This is a genomic window from Streptomyces sp. NPDC054841 (genome assembly GCF_053611045.1).
The window spans coordinates 649-16,178 of sequence record NZ_JBSGZO010000176.1 but is presented as its reverse complement, the minus strand read 5'-3'; the positions used below and the strand labels follow the sequence as shown (position 1 = coordinate 16,178).

Sequence of the window (15,530 nt, the reverse complement as noted above, 5' to 3'; positions counted from 1 at the left end):
CGATAATTCAGGGCCGCGGCTCCGCCGCGAATTCGAGGGGGGCTCAGACGGTCTCCGGGAGCTCCTCGAGCCCCTCGGCGACCAGCTTCGCCAGACGGTCCAGGGCGGCGTCCGCGCCGTCCGCGTCCGAGGCGAGCACGATCTCCTCGCCGCCCTGCGCGCCCAGGCCGAGCACGGCGAGCATCGAGGCGGCGTTGACCGGTGCACCGTCGGCCTTGGCGATCGTCACCGGGACGCCGGAGGCCGTGGCGGCACGAACGAAGATGGAGGCGGGGCGGGCGTGCAGGCCCTCGGCCCAGCCGACATTGACGCGGCGCTCAGCCATGGTGTTGCCCTTCGAAGTCTCAGCGGTTGTCTAGACCAGTCTCTCATGGGTTGCGGAGTGCTCTCGGACCGGCCTTCGGCCCGGGTGCGCCAGCCGGCCGGCCCTCCGGGGGTGCCCCCAGCCTGCCCCGGCACATCGGGGTTCGCGACCCGTGTCCTGGTCGTACTCTTGCCCCATGCAGACCCCGTCGGATCACGCGTACCCCGACCACTGGGAAGCCGACGTGGTGCTGCGTGACGGTGGCACCGCGCGCATCAGGCCCATCACCACCGAGGATGCCGAGCGGCTCGTCAGCTTCTACGAGCAGGTCTCGGACGAGTCGAAGTACTACCGCTTCTTCGCGCCGTACCCGCGGCTCTCGGCGAAGGACGTGCGCCGGTTCACTCACCACGACTACGTGGACCGGGTGGGGCTCGCCGCGACGGTGGGCGGCGAGTTCATCGCGACCGTTCGTTACGACCGCATCAACGCCGACGGCATGCCGGCGTCGGCGCCCGCCGACGAGGCCGAGGTCGCCTTTCTGGTGCAGGACGCCCACCAGGGCAGGGGTGTCGCGTCCACCCTGCTGGAGCACATCGCGGCGGTCGCGCGGGAGCGGGGCATCCGGCGGTTCGCGGCGGAGGTGCTGCCCGCGAACAACAAGATGATCAAGGTCTTCACGGACGCCGGGTACACACAGAAGCACAGCTTCGAGGGCGGGTCCGTCCATCTCACACTCGACCTCGAACCGACGGCCAAGTCGCTCGCGGTGCAGCGCGCACGGGAGCAGCGGGCCGAGGCGCGGTCGGTGCAGCGGCTGCTCGCGCCCCGGTCGGTGGCCGTGATCGGGGCGGGCCGCGCGCCCGGCGGAGTGGGCCGTACGGTGCTGCGCAATCTGCTCGGTGCCGGGTACACCGGGCGTACGTACGCCGTGAACCGCGCCCTCGTCCCGGACGTGAACGAGCTGGACGGCGCGCCCGCCTTCCGTTCGGTCGCGGAGATCGTCGCGGCGACCGGCGAGCCCGTCGACCTCGCGGTCGTCGCCGTACCGGCCGAACGGGTGCCGGAGGTCGTCGCGGACTGCGGCGAGCACGGGGTGCAGGGCCTGGTCGTACTGGCCGCCGGGTACGCGGAGAGCGGTGCGCAGGGGCTGGAGCGGCAGCGGGAACTGGTGCGGCAGGCCCGCTCCTACGGAATGCGGATCATCGGGCCCAACGCGTTCGGGATCATCAACACGGCGGACGCGGTCGGGCTGAACGCGTCGCTCGCGCCGGAGAGCCCGGCGCGCGGGCGGATCGGGCTGTTCACCCAGTCCGGCGCGATCGGCATAGCGCTCCTCAGCGGGCTGCACCGGCACGGTGCCGGGCTGTCCTCGTTCATCTCGTCCGGCAACCGTGCCGACGTCTCCGGGAACGACTTCCTGCAGTACTGGTACGAGGACCGGGACACCGACGTCGTCCTGCTCTACCTCGAATCGATCGGCAACCCGCGGAAGTTCACCCGGCTCGCCAGGCGTACGGCGGCGGTCAAGCCGGTCGTGGTGGTCAAGGGCGCGCGGCACAGCGGCAGCGCGCCGCCCGGGCACGCGGTGCCGGTGACGCGGATTCCCCATGAGACGGTGGCGGAGCTGCTGCGGCAGGCGGGCGTCATCCGGGTGGACACGGTCACCGAACTCGTCGACGCGGGGCTGCTGCTGGCCGGGCAGCCGCTGCCCGCCGGCCCGCGGGTGGCGATCCTCGGCAACTCCGAGTCGCTCGGCCTGCTGACGTACGACGCCTGCCTCACGGAGGGGCTGCGGCCACTGCCACCGCGCGACCTGACGACGGAGGCGACGCCGCAGGACTTCTGCGACGCGCTGGTGGCAGCGCTTCGCGACGAGGCGTGCGACGCGGTGGTCGTCAACGCGATCCCCTGGGTCGGGGACAACGGCGTCACGGAATCCGGCGACGGCGAGGTCCTGGCCGCGGCGCTGCGCACCGCCGCCGCGACGGCCCCGGCGAAGCCGGTCGTCGTCGTCCACGTCGAACTCGGCGGACTGGCCGAGGCGCTCTCCGCGGCGACGAGTTCGGCTCCGCCGCGCCCGTCCCCCGGCCCGGGAGCCGATGCCGACACCCACGCCGCCCGGGCACGAGGGCCCTTGCCCGCACCGCAGCCGAGCGCCCGGCCCCCGGCGGGCCCAGGGCCCCTCCCCGGTCCGGCGGCACCGGTGCGGCCGGACCCGTCCCCGGCCGGCGCCACGGCGCCCGGGGAGACCCACCCGGAGGGGGGACCGGCCGCCGACCGTCGGATTCCGGCATATCCGGCAGCCGAGCGTGCCGTGCGAGCGCTGGCAGAGGCTGTGCGGTACGCACAGTGGCGGCGAGATGCCGCCGAGCCGGGGAAGGTGCCGCAGTACGAGGACATCGACGAGAGCGGGGCCGCCACGCTCATCGAGCGGCTGCTCGACGGGGTCCCGGGGGACCAGGGCGTCACCCTGGCGGACGACGACACGAGGGAACTGCTCGGGCGGTACGGGATCTCCGTACAGCCGGTACGGCCCGCGCCCACCCCCGACGCGGCCGCCCACGCCGCAGCCCGGCTCGGCTACCCCGTCGCCCTCAAGACCACCGCCCCGCACCTGCGCCACCGGGCCGACCTCGGCGGCGTACGCCTCGACCTCGCCGATGAGCACCAAGTGCGCCAGGCGTACGCCGAGTTGACCGAGACCTTCGGAAAGTCCGAGGAGCTCCAGCCCGTTGTGCAGGCGATGGTCCCCCGCGGTGTGGACACCGTGGTCCGCGCCGCCATCGACCCGGCCGTCGGCGCCGTGCTGTCCTTCGGACTCGCCGGCCCCGCCACGGAACTGCTCGGCGACACCGCCCACCGCCTCGTCCCCGCCGCCGACCGCGACGCCGCCGAGCTCATCCGGTCCGTCAGGACCGCCCCGCTCCTCTTCGGCTGGCGCGGCTCCGCGCCCGTCGACACCGATGCCCTCGAGGAACTGCTCCTCCGTGTCTCCCGGCTGGTCGACGACCATCCGGAAGTGGTCGCCGTCAGTCTCGAACCGGTCGTGGTCGCCGAGCACGGCCTCTCGGTGCTCAGCGCCTCCGTACGACTCGCCCCGCCACCGCCCCGCACCGACCTCGGCCCGCGGAGGCTACCCAGCTACTGACCGGCTGAGCGGCCCGGACCGGCCGGACAGGGCCGTAGGATGGAGCCCATGGCGAAGACCGGTACGACGACCCAGGGGCTGCGCGCGGCGATCGAGCGCAGCGGCTACTACCCGGCTCTCGTGGCCGAAGCGGTGGAGGCCGCTGTCGGCGGCGAGCAGATCGCGTCGTACCTGGTCCATCAGGAGACCACGTTCGACGCCAACGAGGTCCGCCGCCATGTCACCGTCCTCGTCCTGACCAGCACCCGCTTCATCGTCAGCCACACCGACGAGCAGGCCGCCGACGGCAGCTCCCCGACTCCGTACGCGACGACCTCCACCGAGTCGGTCAAGCTCGGCCGGATCTCGTCGGTCGTCGTCAGCCGTGTCGTCGCCAACCCCGAGTCGTACACCCCGGGCACCCTGCCCCGCGAGGTCGTCCTCACCATCGGCTGGGGCGCGGTCTCCCGTATCGATCTGGAGCCCGCCGCCTGCGGCGACCCCAACTGCGACGCCGACCACGGCTACACCGGAAACTCCACCGCCGACGACCTCAGCCTGCGTGTCAGCGAGGCCGGCGACGGCCCGGAGACGGTCCGGCAGACGCTCGCCTTCGCGCAGGCACTCTCCGAGGCCACGGCCGCCACGGGCACCACCCGCTGATGACCCAGACCTACTGGCCCGAGGACCCCGCCCCGCTCGCCCTCGACTCGGCGCCCGTGCCCGCGTACGGCTCCGCCTCGCTCGCCGATCTGCTGCCGACGATCGCCGCCGGCCAGGGCGTCCCCGGCCTGCACTCCGCCATCCCGGAGATCACTCCCGCGGACCGCAACTGCGTCTTCCTGATCGACGGCCTGGGCTGGGAGCAGCTCAGGGCACACCCCGACGACGCGCCCTACCTCACCTCGCTCCTCGCCTCCTCGTGCGGCGGCACCGGACGGCCCCTCACCGCCGGATTCCCCGCCACCACCGCGACCTCCCTCGCCTCCTTCGGCACCGGCCTGCCGCCCGGCGCGCACGGCCTGCCCGGCTATACCGCCCGCAACCCGGAGACCGGCGAGCTGATGAACCAGCTGCGCTGGAGGCCATGGACCTCGCCGCGCGTCTGGCAGCCGTACCCGACGGTCTTCCAGCTGGCCGACGAGGCCGGTGTGCACACTGCGCAGGTGTCGTCCCCGGCCTTCCAGGACACCCCCCTCACCAAGATCGCGCTGAGCGGCGGGACGTTCCACGGCAGGCTCACCGGCGAGGAACGGATGGACTTCGCGGCGGAGCAGCTCGCCGCCGGCGACCGTTCCCTCGTCTACACGTACTACAGCGAGCTCGACGGCAAGGGCCACCGCTTCGGCGTCGACTCCGACGCGTGGCGCGGCCAGTTGATGTACGTCGACCGCCTGGTGCAGCGCCTCGCCGAACAGCTTCCGCCGCGTACCGCCCTCTACGTCACCGCCGACCACGGCATGATCGACATCCCCTTCGACGAGGACTCGCGGATCGACTTCGACGAGGACTGGGAGCTGCGCGCCGGTGTCGCACTGCTGGGCGGCGAGGGCCGGGCCCGCCATGTCTACGCCGTCCCGGGCGCCGAGGCCGATGTGCTCGCCGTCTGGCGCGAGGTGCTCGGCGACCGGTTCTGGGTGGCGAGCCGGGACGAGGCGATCGCGGCCGGCTGGTTCGGGCCCCAGGTCGACGACCGGGTCCACCGGCGCATCGGCGATGTCGTCGCCGCGGCGAGCGACGATGTCGTGATCACCGCCTCGGTGAACGAGCCGAACGAGTCCGCGATGGTCGGAATGCACGGTTCCATGACCCCCGTCGAGCAGCTCGTCCCGCTCCTCGAAGTACGCTCGTAAGCCCCGCCCCCGTCGCGCACAACTGAAAGGCCGTCACATCCCTATGTCCGAGCTGGTGTTCTTCTCCGGAACGATGGACTGCGGAAAGAGCACCTTGGCGCTGCAGATCGAGCACAACCGTTCGGCTCGTGGCCTGCAAGGTGTGATCTTCACCCGTGACGACCGGGCCGGCGAGGGGAAGCTCTCGTCGCGGCTGGGTCTGGTCACCGAGGCGGTCGAGATCGTCGAGGGCATGGATCTGTACGCGTATCTCGTCGACCACATGACCAAGGGCGGCAGGGCGGACTACCTGATCGTGGACGAGGCCCAGTTCCTGGCGCCCGAGCAGATCGACCAGCTCGCCCGGATCGTGGACGACCTCGAACTGGACGTCTTCGCCTTCGGGATCACCACCGACTTCCGGACCAAGCTCTTCCCGGGATCCCAGCGACTCTTCGAGCTGGCCGACCGGATCGAGGCCCTGCAGGTCGAGGCGCTGTGCTGGTGCGGTGCGCGCGCCACGCACAACGCGCGCACCGTCGGCGGGGAGATGGTCGTCGAGGGCGCCCAGGTCGTGGTGGGGGACGTCAACCAGCCCGCGGAGGAGATCGGCTACGAAGTGCTGTGCCGACGCCACCACCGCCGCCGTACGACCAGCGCGACGGCCCACGCGGGCGCGCTGTCCCCGGACGTCCTGCCGGTCACCTCCGGCTGACCGTACGGGCCCGGGTGGAGGGCGGCCCGGCCGACCGGGCGGGCGATCGTGGTCACTCGCCCGTCGCGGTCCGTACGATCGTGGTCACTCGCCCGTCGCGGTCCGTACGATCGTGATCACTCGTCGCTCGCGGTCCGTACGATCGTGAAGGTCGCGCCCTCCGGGTCCGCGACCATCGCCTGCCGGCCGCTCGTGCCCTCGCGTGGTGCCTGCAGGACATGGCCACCGAGGTCCGCCACCCGAGCCGCCGCCTCGTCGGTGTCCTCGACCTCGAAGTACGTCATCCAGTGCGAGCCCTTGTCGCGGGGCAGGCCGTGCCCCACACCGTGGAGAGACGCCACCGGGCGGGCGTCCAGGTGCAGGGTCACGTAGTCGAAGTCGGCGGAGACGACCGCCTCGACGTCGTATCCGAAGACCGACTGGTAGAACTTGCTGACCGATGACGTCTCCCGGGTCACCAGCTCGTTCCAGACCGGTGTGCCGTGGGTGCCGAACAGAGCGGTGCCGGTGTGCGCCGCGGCCTGCCAGACGCCGAAGATCGCGCCCTCCGGATCCGAGGCGATGGCGAGCCGGCCCGCGTCCGCCACGTCCAGCGGCCCGACACCGACCGTGCCGCCGCAGGCCCTGATCAGCTCGGCGGTCTCGTCGACGTCGTCCGAGGCCATGTAGGTCGTCCAGGCGATCGGCAGATGGCGGTCCGGCGGGAGCTGGCCGATGCCCGCGACCTCCTTGCCACCGATCAGTGCGCGGACGTACGGGCCGAGCTGTTGTGGGCCCGGGACGAAGTCCCAGCCGAACAGAGCCCGGTAGAACTCCTGCGTCGCGGACAGTCCGTGCACCATCAGGCTCACCCAGCAGGGTGTGCCGGGTCTGCGCCGAGTCGCCTCGGTCGTCATTGTCACTCTCTCCTCGGACCATCGTCGTGGCCGTGCGGGGGGACCGGATGGGGGCCGTCGATCGGGACGGCCGCACATCCCGTGCAGATGCTCGCACCACCGGGCGTGCGGCGCGCCCCGGCCGCGCCGCATTGTCCGGGATCCCACGGGGAGGATGCCCGTTTTGGCATGCCCCATCCGTTCCGCTGCTGTCACGGGTCCGCCGTGCCCTGCGCGAGGATGGCTCTTATGAACCCCATCATCACCGCTACCGAACTCGCGAGCGAGTCGGCCGGACCGCGTCCTCCCGTGCTGCTCGACGTCCGCTGGCAGCTGAGCCTGGCCAAGGCGGCCGGCGCTCCTCCCTTCGACGGTCGGGCCGCGTACGCGGCCGGGCACATCCCCGGCGCCGTGTACGTCGATCTCGACTCCGAGCTGGCGGGCCCGCCCGGGGCGGGCGGCCGGCATCCGCTGCCGGACGTGGCGGCGTTCGGTGCGGTGATGCGCCGCGCGGGCGTGTCGGACGGCGCGCCGGTCGTCGTGTACGACGGCGGGCAGGGGTGGGCCGCGGCGCGGGCGTGGTGGCTGCTCCGCTGGACCGGGCACGCCGATGTGCGGGTCCTGGACGGCGGCCTGGACGCCTGGGACGGCCCCGTGACCACGGAGATCACCGTCCCGGCCCCCGGCGACTTCACACCGGCGCCGGGTGCCCTGCCGCTGCTCGACGCGGACGGTGCGGCGGCCCTGGCCCGCTCGGGGGTGCTGCTGGACGCACGGGCCGCCGAGCGCTACCGGGGCGACGTCGAGCCGATCGACCGGGTCGGCGGCCACATCCCCGGCGCGGTCTCCGCGCCGACCACCGAGAACGTCACGGCCGGCGCGACCACCTTCCTGCCCGCGGAGGAGCTGGCGGCCCGCTTCAAGCGCCTCGGCGCCACGGACGCCCCGGAGGTCGGCGTCTACTGCGGTTCGGGCGTCTCCGGCGCCCACGAGGTGCTGGCGCTGGCGATCGCGGGCGTCCCGGCGGCGCTGTACGCGGGCTCCTGGTCGGAGTGGTCCTCAGACCCCTCCCGCCCGGTGGCCACGGGCCCGGACCCGCTGTAGCGCCCCGTATCCGGAGGCAACCCCCCCCCGAGATCCCGGACCCCCGTACGGCCTTCGGCCGTGTCCTCGCGCGCCGGACGGTCTCGGAACGAGCCCTGCCGGGGATCCCCCATGCCGCAGGGCGCAGCAGGAGACCGAGGCGCGGGGGTTCGGGGGCAGAGCCTCCCACACGGCGGAGCCGCACATCGGCACACCCGGGCAGGGGCGGGCTGGGCGGCGCAGCGCGGAAGGGCTCGTACGGGAATCCGTACGAGTCCTTCGGCACGGCGCAGCGCGCCTACTCCTGCTTCTTCCTCCGCGTGCCGAACACGATCTCGTCCCAGCTCGGCACCGCAGCCCGGCGGCCCGGGCGGACGCCGTCCGCCTCGGCCTGGCGGTCCGTGGTGCCGGTGAGGCGGTCGCGGTGGCCGCTGACGGAGCGGGGCATGAGCACGTCCGCGTACGCGGAGCCGGCGCCCGCCGAGGCCGCAGGAGCCGGCGGCTCCTCGGAGTCGGGCTCCTGGGCGGCGGGATCGGTCGCGGGCGGGTCGACCGGGGCGGGGCGGTCCGGGACCACCATGTCGCCGCGGAAGCTCGGAACCGCCTCCAGGAGGCTGGTCAGGGAGTCGCGCTCGCTCTCGTCGGGCTCGGGCGCCGGGACCGGCGTGGGCCGCTCCAGGGCACGGTCGAGGGCGCGGTCCAGCGGCCGGTCCCGCGGCAGCCGGGCGATGCGCGGCACGAACGGGAAGCTCGGCTCCTGCGTGATCGTGTCGTCGGTCTCACCGATCAGCGATCGTGCCTCGTCGTCGACGGCCTGGACGAGCCGCCGCGGCGGGTCGTACGTCCAGCTCGCCGAGTGCGGCTCACCCGCCACCCGGTAGACCAGCAGCACCTCCCAGGTGCCGTCGTCACGGCGCCAGGAGTCCCACTGCACGGTGTCCTTCTCGGCACCGCGCAGCAGCAGCCGCTCCTGCACCGCCTCGCCGAGCTGGGGGCCGGTGTTCTCCCCGGGGCGGCGTACGGGCGTCTTGCGGGCCCGCTCCGCCATGAACGCGCGCTCTGCGAGCACCGGGCCCTCGAAGCGCCGCACCCGGTCGACCGGGATTCCAGCGAGCTGAGCGACCTCCTCGGCGGAGGCACCGGCCCGTATACGTGCCTGGATGTCGCGCGGGCGGAGGTGGCTCTCCACCTCGATCTCGATCTGGCCGAGGCGAGCGCGGTCGTTGCGCACGGCGGCGCGCAGGCGCTCATCAATCGGAAGCGTGTACTCCGTACTGTCCGCAGCCTTCAGCACCAGTCGTGTGCCGTCGTTGGAGACGGCCACGACACGCAGTTCGGGCATGGGGACCTCCCGGGTGGTGCCTGCCGACGTCACGTGCGTCGCTGCTTCCGCTAGTCGAGTGTGGCCTGCCCGGGTGCAGCCTGCCACAACCTTGCCGAGTTGCCCGGCGTGTCGGGCACGGGCCCTGGATCGCCGTTATGGCACGGTTACCTGTTTGCAACGCAGTGTGACGTACTCCGTCACGCAGCGCAGCGGGTGACCGTGCGATGCCACGGCGTCGCCGGTTCGAGTGCCGCTTTCGGCCCCCTCCCGTAAGCCCGGACGCCCATGAGGGAGACCGAACCCAGGGCTCGCCACAGTACTCCATTCGGGCCATCGGGGTGGACCGGCGCGCCGCCGAACTTGTCGTGAGGGGCGGGAGTTGGGTCGTCGTACCCCGGATTCACGGGTGTCATGCTTCACAGAATCACCAGAAATGGAACCTTTCGATTCGCTCAAATGTCCCTTCTTGGTGCACGGTGGGACAGATGGGTGAGCGAAGGCTGGAGATGGATCACGACCGGGACGACCGCGACCGGAGCGCGGCGCAACAGAAGGACCGACGGCTCGATTTGAGCGTTCCGCAGGTCGCGGGCAGTGCGCTCGCGGCCGTCGCGGCGGCGGTGCTCGCCTCCCGGCTCGGCGTGTACGGAACGGTCATCGGCGCGGGTGTGGTCAGTGTCGTGGCGACGTGTGGCGGCTCCGTCTTCCAGCACCTGTTCCGGCGAACCGGCGAACAGATCCGCGACGCCGCGACGCACCCCCGGTCCAAGGTCCGCCAGGAGCCTGCCGGTTCTGCGCGTGAGGATCCCCCGCACGGGGAGTTCGGCGAGGCGACGACCCATGGCACCCGCGTCCGCGGCTGGAAGCGGTCCGCGCTCGCCGCCGCCGTCGTCTTCGGTGTGGCGATGATCGGTATCACCGGATACGAACTCGCTTCCGGCCAGGACCTCGGCGGGGGCAGGGGCACGACCGTCGGCTCCGCCGTACGCGGCGGTGGCGACGGCAAGTCCGCGCCGGAGGAGTCCCCTTCGGGCACCACCCCGCAGCAGAACCGGGACGGCGAGCGGAGCGCGCCGGGGGGCAGCGGCTCCGGTGACGACCGGAGCCCGGGCGGGAACCCCGGGCGCCACGACGGAACCGGCAACGACACCGGCGAGGGCAGCACCGGTTCGGGAACGGGCAGCGGTTCGGCGACGGGCGGCAACGGCCAGGACGACGGCTCGGGCGCGTCCGGGCCGGCCCCCGGCCCGACTCCGTCCTCCGGCGGACAGGACCCCGCGCCGGCCCCGACATCTACGCCGCCCCCGTCCATGTCCCCGCCCGCCGGAGCGGACGGTCCGGATGTCCCGTAGACCCGGACAGAACACCTAGGCGCCCAGCACCCGCCGCAGGTAGTCGTTGCCGAACACCCGCTCAGGGTCCAGTCGGTCCCGCAGCGCCGTGAACTCGCCGAATCGCGGATAGGCGCTCTCGAAGTACTCCGCGTCGCGCGTGTGGATCTTCCCCCAGTGGGGGCGGCCGCCGTGTTCGGTCATGATCCGCTCCACCGCGGTGAAGTACGAGCGGTACGGACTGCCCTTGTACATGTGCACGGCGATGTACGCGCTCTCGCGGCCCGAGGCCGTGGACAGCGTGATGTCGTCGGCCGGGGCGGTCCGTACCTCCACCGGGAAGCTGATCCGCAGCGGCGAGCGTTCGATCATCGCCTTCACCTCGCGCAGCGCCTCGACCGCGGCCTCCCGCGGAAGCGCGTATTCCATCTCGACGAACCGCACTCGGCGGGGACTTGTGAAGACCTTGTAGGGAATGTCCGTGTACGTACGGGCAGACAGGGCGCGGCTGGAGAGCTTCGCGATCGCCGGAATCGTGGCCGGCACCGCCCGGCCCAGTGAATTGACCACCTGGAAGAGGCCGTTGGAGAGCAGCTCGTCCTCGATCCAGCCGCTGACCGCTCCGGGCGGGGCGACCGGACCGGCGCTGCGGTTGTTGCGCTTGGTGTTGCAGTTGCCCGTGTGAGGGAACCAGTAGAACTCGAAGTGCTCGTTCTCCGCGTGCAGCTCGTCGAACTCGGCCGTGACCCGGTCGAAGGGCATCGGCTCCTCGCGGGCCGTCAGCAGGAACAGCGGCTCCACGGCGAAAGTGATCGCGCTGACCACGCCCAGTGCACCGAGGCCGATCCGGGCCGCCGCGAAGATCTCCGGATTCTCCTTCTCGGAGCAGTGCAGCACCGAACCGTCCGCCGTGATCAGCTCAAGGCCCCTGATCTGCGCGGCGATCGAGGCCGAATCGCGGCCGGTGCCGTGCGTCCCGGTACTGGTCGCACCCGCGACCGTCTGCTCCATGATGTCGCCCATGTTCGTGAGGGACAGATCCTCACGTGCGAGGGCGGCGTTCAGCCGCTTCAGGGGCGTGCCCGCCTCCACGGTCACCGTCATCGCCGTACGGTCGATCTCCCGGATACCGGTGAGCAGATCCGGCCGGATCAGTACGCCGTCGGTCGCGGCGATCGCGGTGAACGAGTGGCCCGTGCCGACCGTCTTCACCCGCAAGCCGTCCTCGGCCGCCCGGCGCACAGCGGCGGCCAACTCGTCGGCCGTGGCGGGCGTGACCTCCCGCACCGGGCGGGCGGTCACCGTACCCGCCCAGTTACGCCACGCGTTCCCCGTACTGGTCCTGGATGTGCTCGTCATCCTGCCCCTCCCGCGTCGGCACCGGCCTGCGCAGCCGGCGGTACCCCAGGAACGCGACCATGACCGCGAGCGCTCCCGCCACGGCGGGCACCGCGTACGCCGCACCGGCCCCGTACTCGTCCACCATCCATCCTGAGGCCGACAAGCCGAGCGCCACACCGACCGCGAGCCCGGTACCCGTCCAGGTCATGCCCTCGGTCAGTTTGGTGCGCGGTACGTGCGCTTCGACGAGGGCCATGGTGGTCACCATCGTCGGTGCGATGGCCAGGCCCGCGACAAAGAGCGCCACGGCCAGGATCGTCAGGTTCCCGGCCAGTTGGAGGGGGATCATACTCACCGCCATCGCGCAGACACCCAGCACCCACCTGCGGGACGGTTCGCCCTTGAGGTGGAGCAGTCCGAAGACCGCTCCGGCCAGGCAGGAGCCCAGCGCGTACACCGCGAGAACCAGGCTCGCCGCGGCCTTGTTGCCCCGCTCCTCGGCGAAGGCCACCGTCACCACGTCCACCGAGCCGAAGATCGCGCCCGTCGCGACGAACGTGGCCACCAGCACCTGCAGACCGGGGGAGCGCAGCGCGGATCCGCCGGAATGCTCCCCGCGCGGGTGCGGCACCGGCTCGGTTGCGCGCTGCGCCGTCAGCCAGAGGACACCGATGACGAGGAAGGCGGTGGCGAGCAGCGGACCCGCCTCCGGGAACCAGATCGTGGAGAGACCGATGGAGATGATCGGCCCGAAGATGAAGCACACCTCGTCGGCGATCGACTCGAACGCGTACGCCGTGTGCAGCTCGCGCGGCGAGCCGTGGTAGATCTCCGCCCAGCGGGCCCTGGTCATCGCACCGACGGCCGGGATGCAGCCGGCGCAGGCGGTGAAGGCGAAGAGCGTCCAACTGGGCGCGTCCTGCTGGGCGCAGACGAGAAGGCCCGCCACCGCCGCCACCGAGATCAGCATGGCGGGGCGCAGCACCCGGCGCTGACCGTGCCGGTCGACCAGCCGCGAGACCTGCGGGCCCAGCACGGCCGCCGACAGCGCGAGCGTCGCGGAGAGCGAGCCCGCCAGACCGTAGCGCCCCGTCAGCTGGGAAACCATGGTCACGATGCCGACGCCCATCATGGACAGGGGCATCCGGCCGAAGAAGCCGGCGGCGGAAAACGCCAGGGTGCCGGGGGCGGCGAATATCGCGCGGTAGGGACTGGGCAAGGCGGCGCTCCGTAAGGAATGTGGATGGCCGGTACAGCTTACGGGTTAGGTAACCCTTACTCCAGCGCGGTTTCCCCGCTGTCAGAAGGGGGTGGCAGGATCGGGACCATGTCCGAACAGCTCGATCCCGCCCCCTACGACGCCCTGCTGCTGCTCTCCTTCGGTGGCCCCGAGGGCCCGGACGACGTGGTCCCGTTCCTGGAGAACGTGACGCGCGGCCGCGGCATCCCGAAGGAACGCCTCAAGGAGGTGGGTCAGCACTACTTCCTGTTCGGCGGGGTCAGCCCGATCAACGACCAGAACCGGGCGCTGCTCGACGCCCTCCGCAAGGACTTCACGGACGCGGGCCTCGACCTGCCGGTCTACTGGGGCAACCGCAACTGGGCGCCGTATCTGACCGACACACTGCGGGAGATGGTGCTGGACGGGCGCAGGCGCATCGCGATCCTCGCGACCAGTGCGTACGCCTCGTACTCGGGCTGCCGGCAGTACCGGGAGAATCTCGCGGACGCGCTCTCGGCCCTGGAGGCCGAGGGGCTGCCGCTGCCGCGCGTCGACAAGCTGCGGCACTACTTCAACCACCCGGGGTTCATCGGCCCCATGGTCGAGGGGGTGCTCGCCTCGCTCGGCGATCTCCCCGAGGACGTACGCGCCGGGGCTCATCTCGCCTTCACGACGCACTCCGTCCCGGAGGCCGCGGCGGACGCGTCGGGGCCGCTCTGGGAACACGGCGGGGGCGGGGCGTACGTGAAGCAGCACCTCGACGTGGCGCGGGTGATCGTCGACGCCGTGCGCGAGGAGACGGGGACCGAGTACCCCTGGCAGCTCGTCTACCAGTCGCGCAGCGGCGCCCCGCACATCCCCTGGCTCGAGCCGGACATCTGCGACCACCTCGAGGAACTGCACGGAGCGGGGGCGCCGGCGGTGGTGATGGTGCCGATCGGGTTCGTCTCGGACCACATGGAGGTCCTGTACGACCTGGACACCGAGGCCACCGCCAAGGCCGCCGAGCTGGGGCTGCCGGTGCGGCGCGCGGCGACGGTGGGCGCGGATCCGCGCTTCGCGGCCGCCGTCCGTGACCTGGTCGTGGAGCGTGCGGCGACCGAGCGGGGGAGAGTGGTGGAGCGGTGCGCGCTGGGCGCGCTCGGACCGTCGCACGACCTGTGCCCGATCGGGTGCTGTCCCGCACGGTCGGAGCGGCCGGCGGCGGCCGGCGCCGACAGTCCGTACGCGTGAGTCCTACGAGGGAGCCCTACGTGACCGATCCCCTGCTCGGTGAACTGCTGTCGCTGGCCCTGGAGGCCGGTCGCAGGGCCGGAGCGCTGCTGCGCGACGGCAGGCCGGACGACCTGGCGGTCGCCGCGACCAAGTCCAGTCCGATCGACGTCGTCACAGAGATGGACATCGCCGCCGAGAAGCTGATCACCGGTTTCCTCGCCGAACGCCGGCCGGACGACGGCTTCCTCGGTGAGGAGGGCGCTTCGACGGAGGGCAGCAGCGGTGTCCGCTGGGTGATCGACCCGCTCGACGGCACGGTGAACTACCTGTACGGGCTGCCGACGTGGGCGGTGTCCATCGCGGCCGAGCGGGACGGCGAGACGGTCGTCGGGGTCGTCGAGGCGCCGATGCGGGGAGAGACCTCCCACGCGGTGCTCGGGGGCGGTGCGTTCTGCGGGGACCGGCGGTTGCGGTGCCGGCCCGCGCCGCCACTCGACCAGGCGCTGGTCTCGACCGGCTTCAACTACGTCCACGCCGTACGCAGCCACCAGGCGGACATCGCCCAGCAGCTGATCCCGCGCCTGCGTGACATCCGGCGCGGCGGCTCCGCGGCGGTCGACCTCTGTGACGTCGCCGCGGGCCGGCTCGACGGCTACTACGAGCGCGGCCTCAACCCCTGGGACCTCGCGGCCGGCGACCTCATCGCCCGCGAATCCGGCGCCCTCACCGGCTCCCGCCCCGGCGAGCCGCCCTCCGGCGCCCTGGCCATCGCGGCCTCACCGGGCGTCTTCGAGCCACTGCAGCGCCTGCTGGACGACCTGGGCGCCTGGCACGACTGACCCTCCCCGCGGATGGGGGCGCGGGGCGGAGGCCCCCTGCACTCCCTCGGGTCTGTTCCCGGCGGCCCTTTCGCCGGGGGTGGGTGTTCCTGGGGTTGGAGCGTGCGGGCGGAGCTTTCCCGCACCCCTCGGGGCTCGTTCCCGCACCCTTTCCGCCTGGCACGACTGACCCTCCCCCGGGTGGGGGCGCGGGCGGAGTCCTCCTGCACCCCTCGGGCCCGTTGCCGGCGGCCCTTTCGCCGGGGGTGGGTGTTCCTGGGGTTGGAGCGTGCGGGCGGAGCTTTCCCGCACCCCTCGGGGCTCGTTCCCGCACCCTTTC

Annotated in this window: 13 protein-coding genes; 8 read left to right on the top strand and 5 right to left on the bottom strand. The window is 72.4% G+C overall.

All coding sequences use genetic code 11. The annotated features are described in order from the left end of the window. Nucleotides 1-43: 43 nt before the first annotated feature. A complete protein-coding gene (locus tag ACWGI8_RS22870) occupies nt 44-325 on the bottom strand; it encodes an HPr family phosphocarrier protein (protein WP_453663478.1) in 282 nt (93 codons plus the stop codon). 175 nt (nt 326-500) lie between these two features. Between ACWGI8_RS22870 and ACWGI8_RS22865 the strand changes: the two genes are divergently transcribed. Genes ACWGI8_RS22865 through ACWGI8_RS22850 form a run of 4 tightly spaced genes read left to right on the top strand, consistent with a single transcriptional unit; the run spans nt 501 to nt 5,981 of the window. After that, nucleotides 501-3,455 (top strand): bifunctional acetate--CoA ligase family protein/GNAT family N-acetyltransferase, encoded by a 2,955-nt coding sequence (locus ACWGI8_RS22865; protein WP_453663476.1) that lies wholly within the window; start codon nt 501-503, stop codon nt 3,453-3,455. A gap of 48 nt (nt 3,456-3,503) precedes the next feature. Then, nucleotides 3,504-4,097, top strand: coding sequence for a DUF5998 family protein (locus ACWGI8_RS22860; RefSeq protein WP_453663474.1), 594 nt, complete (start codon nt 3,504-3,506; stop codon nt 4,095-4,097). Further along, the gene (locus ACWGI8_RS22855) at nt 4,097-5,287 is read left to right on the top strand and encodes an alkaline phosphatase family protein (RefSeq protein ID WP_453663472.1); all 1,191 of its coding nucleotides are present in this window, start codon (nt 4,097-4,099) and stop codon (nt 5,285-5,287) included. Before ACWGI8_RS22860 ends, ACWGI8_RS22855 begins: the two co-directional genes overlap by 1 nt. A 43-nt stretch (nt 5,288-5,330) precedes the next feature. Next, nucleotides 5,331-5,981, top strand: a complete 651-nt coding sequence (locus tag ACWGI8_RS22850) for a thymidine kinase (RefSeq protein WP_453663470.1) — start codon at nt 5,331-5,333, stop codon at nt 5,979-5,981. Between the two features lie 116 nt (nt 5,982-6,097). Here the strand turns inward: ACWGI8_RS22850 and ACWGI8_RS22845 are convergent, their stop codons facing one another. Continuing rightward, the gene (locus tag ACWGI8_RS22845; protein WP_453663468.1) at nt 6,098-6,877 is read right to left on the bottom strand and encodes a VOC family protein; all 780 of its coding nucleotides are present in this window, start codon (nt 6,875-6,877) and stop codon (nt 6,098-6,100) included. 228 nt (nt 6,878-7,105) lie between these two features. Between ACWGI8_RS22845 and ACWGI8_RS22840 the strand changes: the two genes are divergently transcribed. Further along, nucleotides 7,106-7,960: a sulfurtransferase gene (locus ACWGI8_RS22840; RefSeq protein WP_453663466.1), complete on the top strand. Its 855-nt coding sequence runs from the start codon at nt 7,106-7,108 to the stop codon at nt 7,958-7,960. 277 nt (nt 7,961-8,237) lie between these two features. Here ACWGI8_RS22840 and sepH read toward each other — a convergent pair whose 3' ends face one another. Then, nucleotides 8,238-9,281, bottom strand: coding sequence for a septation protein SepH (gene sepH / locus ACWGI8_RS22835; RefSeq protein ID WP_453663464.1), 1,044 nt, complete (start codon nt 9,279-9,281; stop codon nt 8,238-8,240). Nucleotides 9,282-9,748: 467 nt separating this feature from the next. Here sepH and ACWGI8_RS22830 point away from each other — a divergent pair, with 467 nt between their 5' ends. Continuing rightward, entirely contained in the window at nt 9,749-10,615 is an 867-nt protein-coding gene (locus tag ACWGI8_RS22830) for a hypothetical protein (protein WP_453663462.1), read from the top strand. A gap of 15 nt (nt 10,616-10,630) precedes the next feature. On the opposite strand, the gene ACWGI8_RS22825 is transcribed toward ACWGI8_RS22830, so the two are convergent. Together ACWGI8_RS22825 and ACWGI8_RS22820 are read right to left on the bottom strand one after the other, a co-directional pair. Further along, nucleotides 10,631-11,953, bottom strand: a complete 1,323-nt coding sequence (locus ACWGI8_RS22825) for a D-arabinono-1,4-lactone oxidase (protein WP_453663460.1) — start codon at nt 11,951-11,953, stop codon at nt 10,631-10,633. Next, a complete protein-coding gene (locus ACWGI8_RS22820; protein WP_453663458.1) occupies nt 11,910-13,154 on the bottom strand; it encodes an MFS transporter in 1,245 nt (414 codons plus the stop codon). The genes ACWGI8_RS22825 and ACWGI8_RS22820 overlap by 44 nt, the downstream gene beginning before the upstream one ends. Nucleotides 13,155-13,262: 108 nt before the next feature. Between ACWGI8_RS22820 and ACWGI8_RS22815 the strand changes: the two genes are divergently transcribed. Together ACWGI8_RS22815 and ACWGI8_RS22810 are read left to right on the top strand one after the other, a co-directional pair. Then, the gene (locus ACWGI8_RS22815; protein WP_453663456.1) at nt 13,263-14,390 is read left to right on the top strand and encodes a ferrochelatase; all 1,128 of its coding nucleotides are present in this window, start codon (nt 13,263-13,265) and stop codon (nt 14,388-14,390) included. Nucleotides 14,391-14,410: 20 nt separating this feature from the next. Continuing rightward, entirely contained in the window at nt 14,411-15,211 is an 801-nt protein-coding gene (locus ACWGI8_RS22810; RefSeq protein WP_453663455.1) for an inositol monophosphatase family protein, read from the top strand. Nucleotides 15,212-15,530 lie beyond the last annotated feature (319 nt).

Bases quoted from the DNA above. Each gene is read 5' to 3' on its own strand.
- ACWGI8_RS22870 (WP_453663478.1), bottom strand. From the start codon at position 325: ATGGCTGAGCGCCGCGTCAATGTCGGCTGGGCCGAGGGCCTGCACGCC.
- ACWGI8_RS22865 (WP_453663476.1), top strand. From the start codon at position 501: ATGCAGACCCCGTCGGATCACGCGTACCCCGACCACTGGGAAGCCGAC.
- ACWGI8_RS22860 (WP_453663474.1), top strand. From the start codon at position 3,504: ATGGCGAAGACCGGTACGACGACCCAGGGGCTGCGCGCGGCGATCGAG.
- ACWGI8_RS22855 (WP_453663472.1), top strand. From the start codon at position 4,097: ATGACCCAGACCTACTGGCCCGAGGACCCCGCCCCGCTCGCCCTCGAC.
- ACWGI8_RS22850 (WP_453663470.1), top strand. From the start codon at position 5,331: ATGTCCGAGCTGGTGTTCTTCTCCGGAACGATGGACTGCGGAAAGAGC.
- ACWGI8_RS22845 (WP_453663468.1), bottom strand. From the start codon at position 6,877: ATGACGACCGAGGCGACTCGGCGCAGACCCGGCACACCCTGCTGGGTG.
- ACWGI8_RS22840 (WP_453663466.1), top strand. From the start codon at position 7,106: ATGAACCCCATCATCACCGCTACCGAACTCGCGAGCGAGTCGGCCGGA.
- sepH (WP_453663464.1), bottom strand. From the start codon at position 9,281: ATGCCCGAACTGCGTGTCGTGGCCGTCTCCAACGACGGCACACGACTG.
- ACWGI8_RS22830 (WP_453663462.1), top strand. From the start codon at position 9,749: ATGGGTGAGCGAAGGCTGGAGATGGATCACGACCGGGACGACCGCGAC.
- ACWGI8_RS22825 (WP_453663460.1), bottom strand. From the start codon at position 11,953: ATGACGAGCACATCCAGGACCAGTACGGGGAACGCGTGGCGTAACTGG.
- ACWGI8_RS22815 (WP_453663456.1), top strand. From the start codon at position 13,263: ATGTCCGAACAGCTCGATCCCGCCCCCTACGACGCCCTGCTGCTGCTC.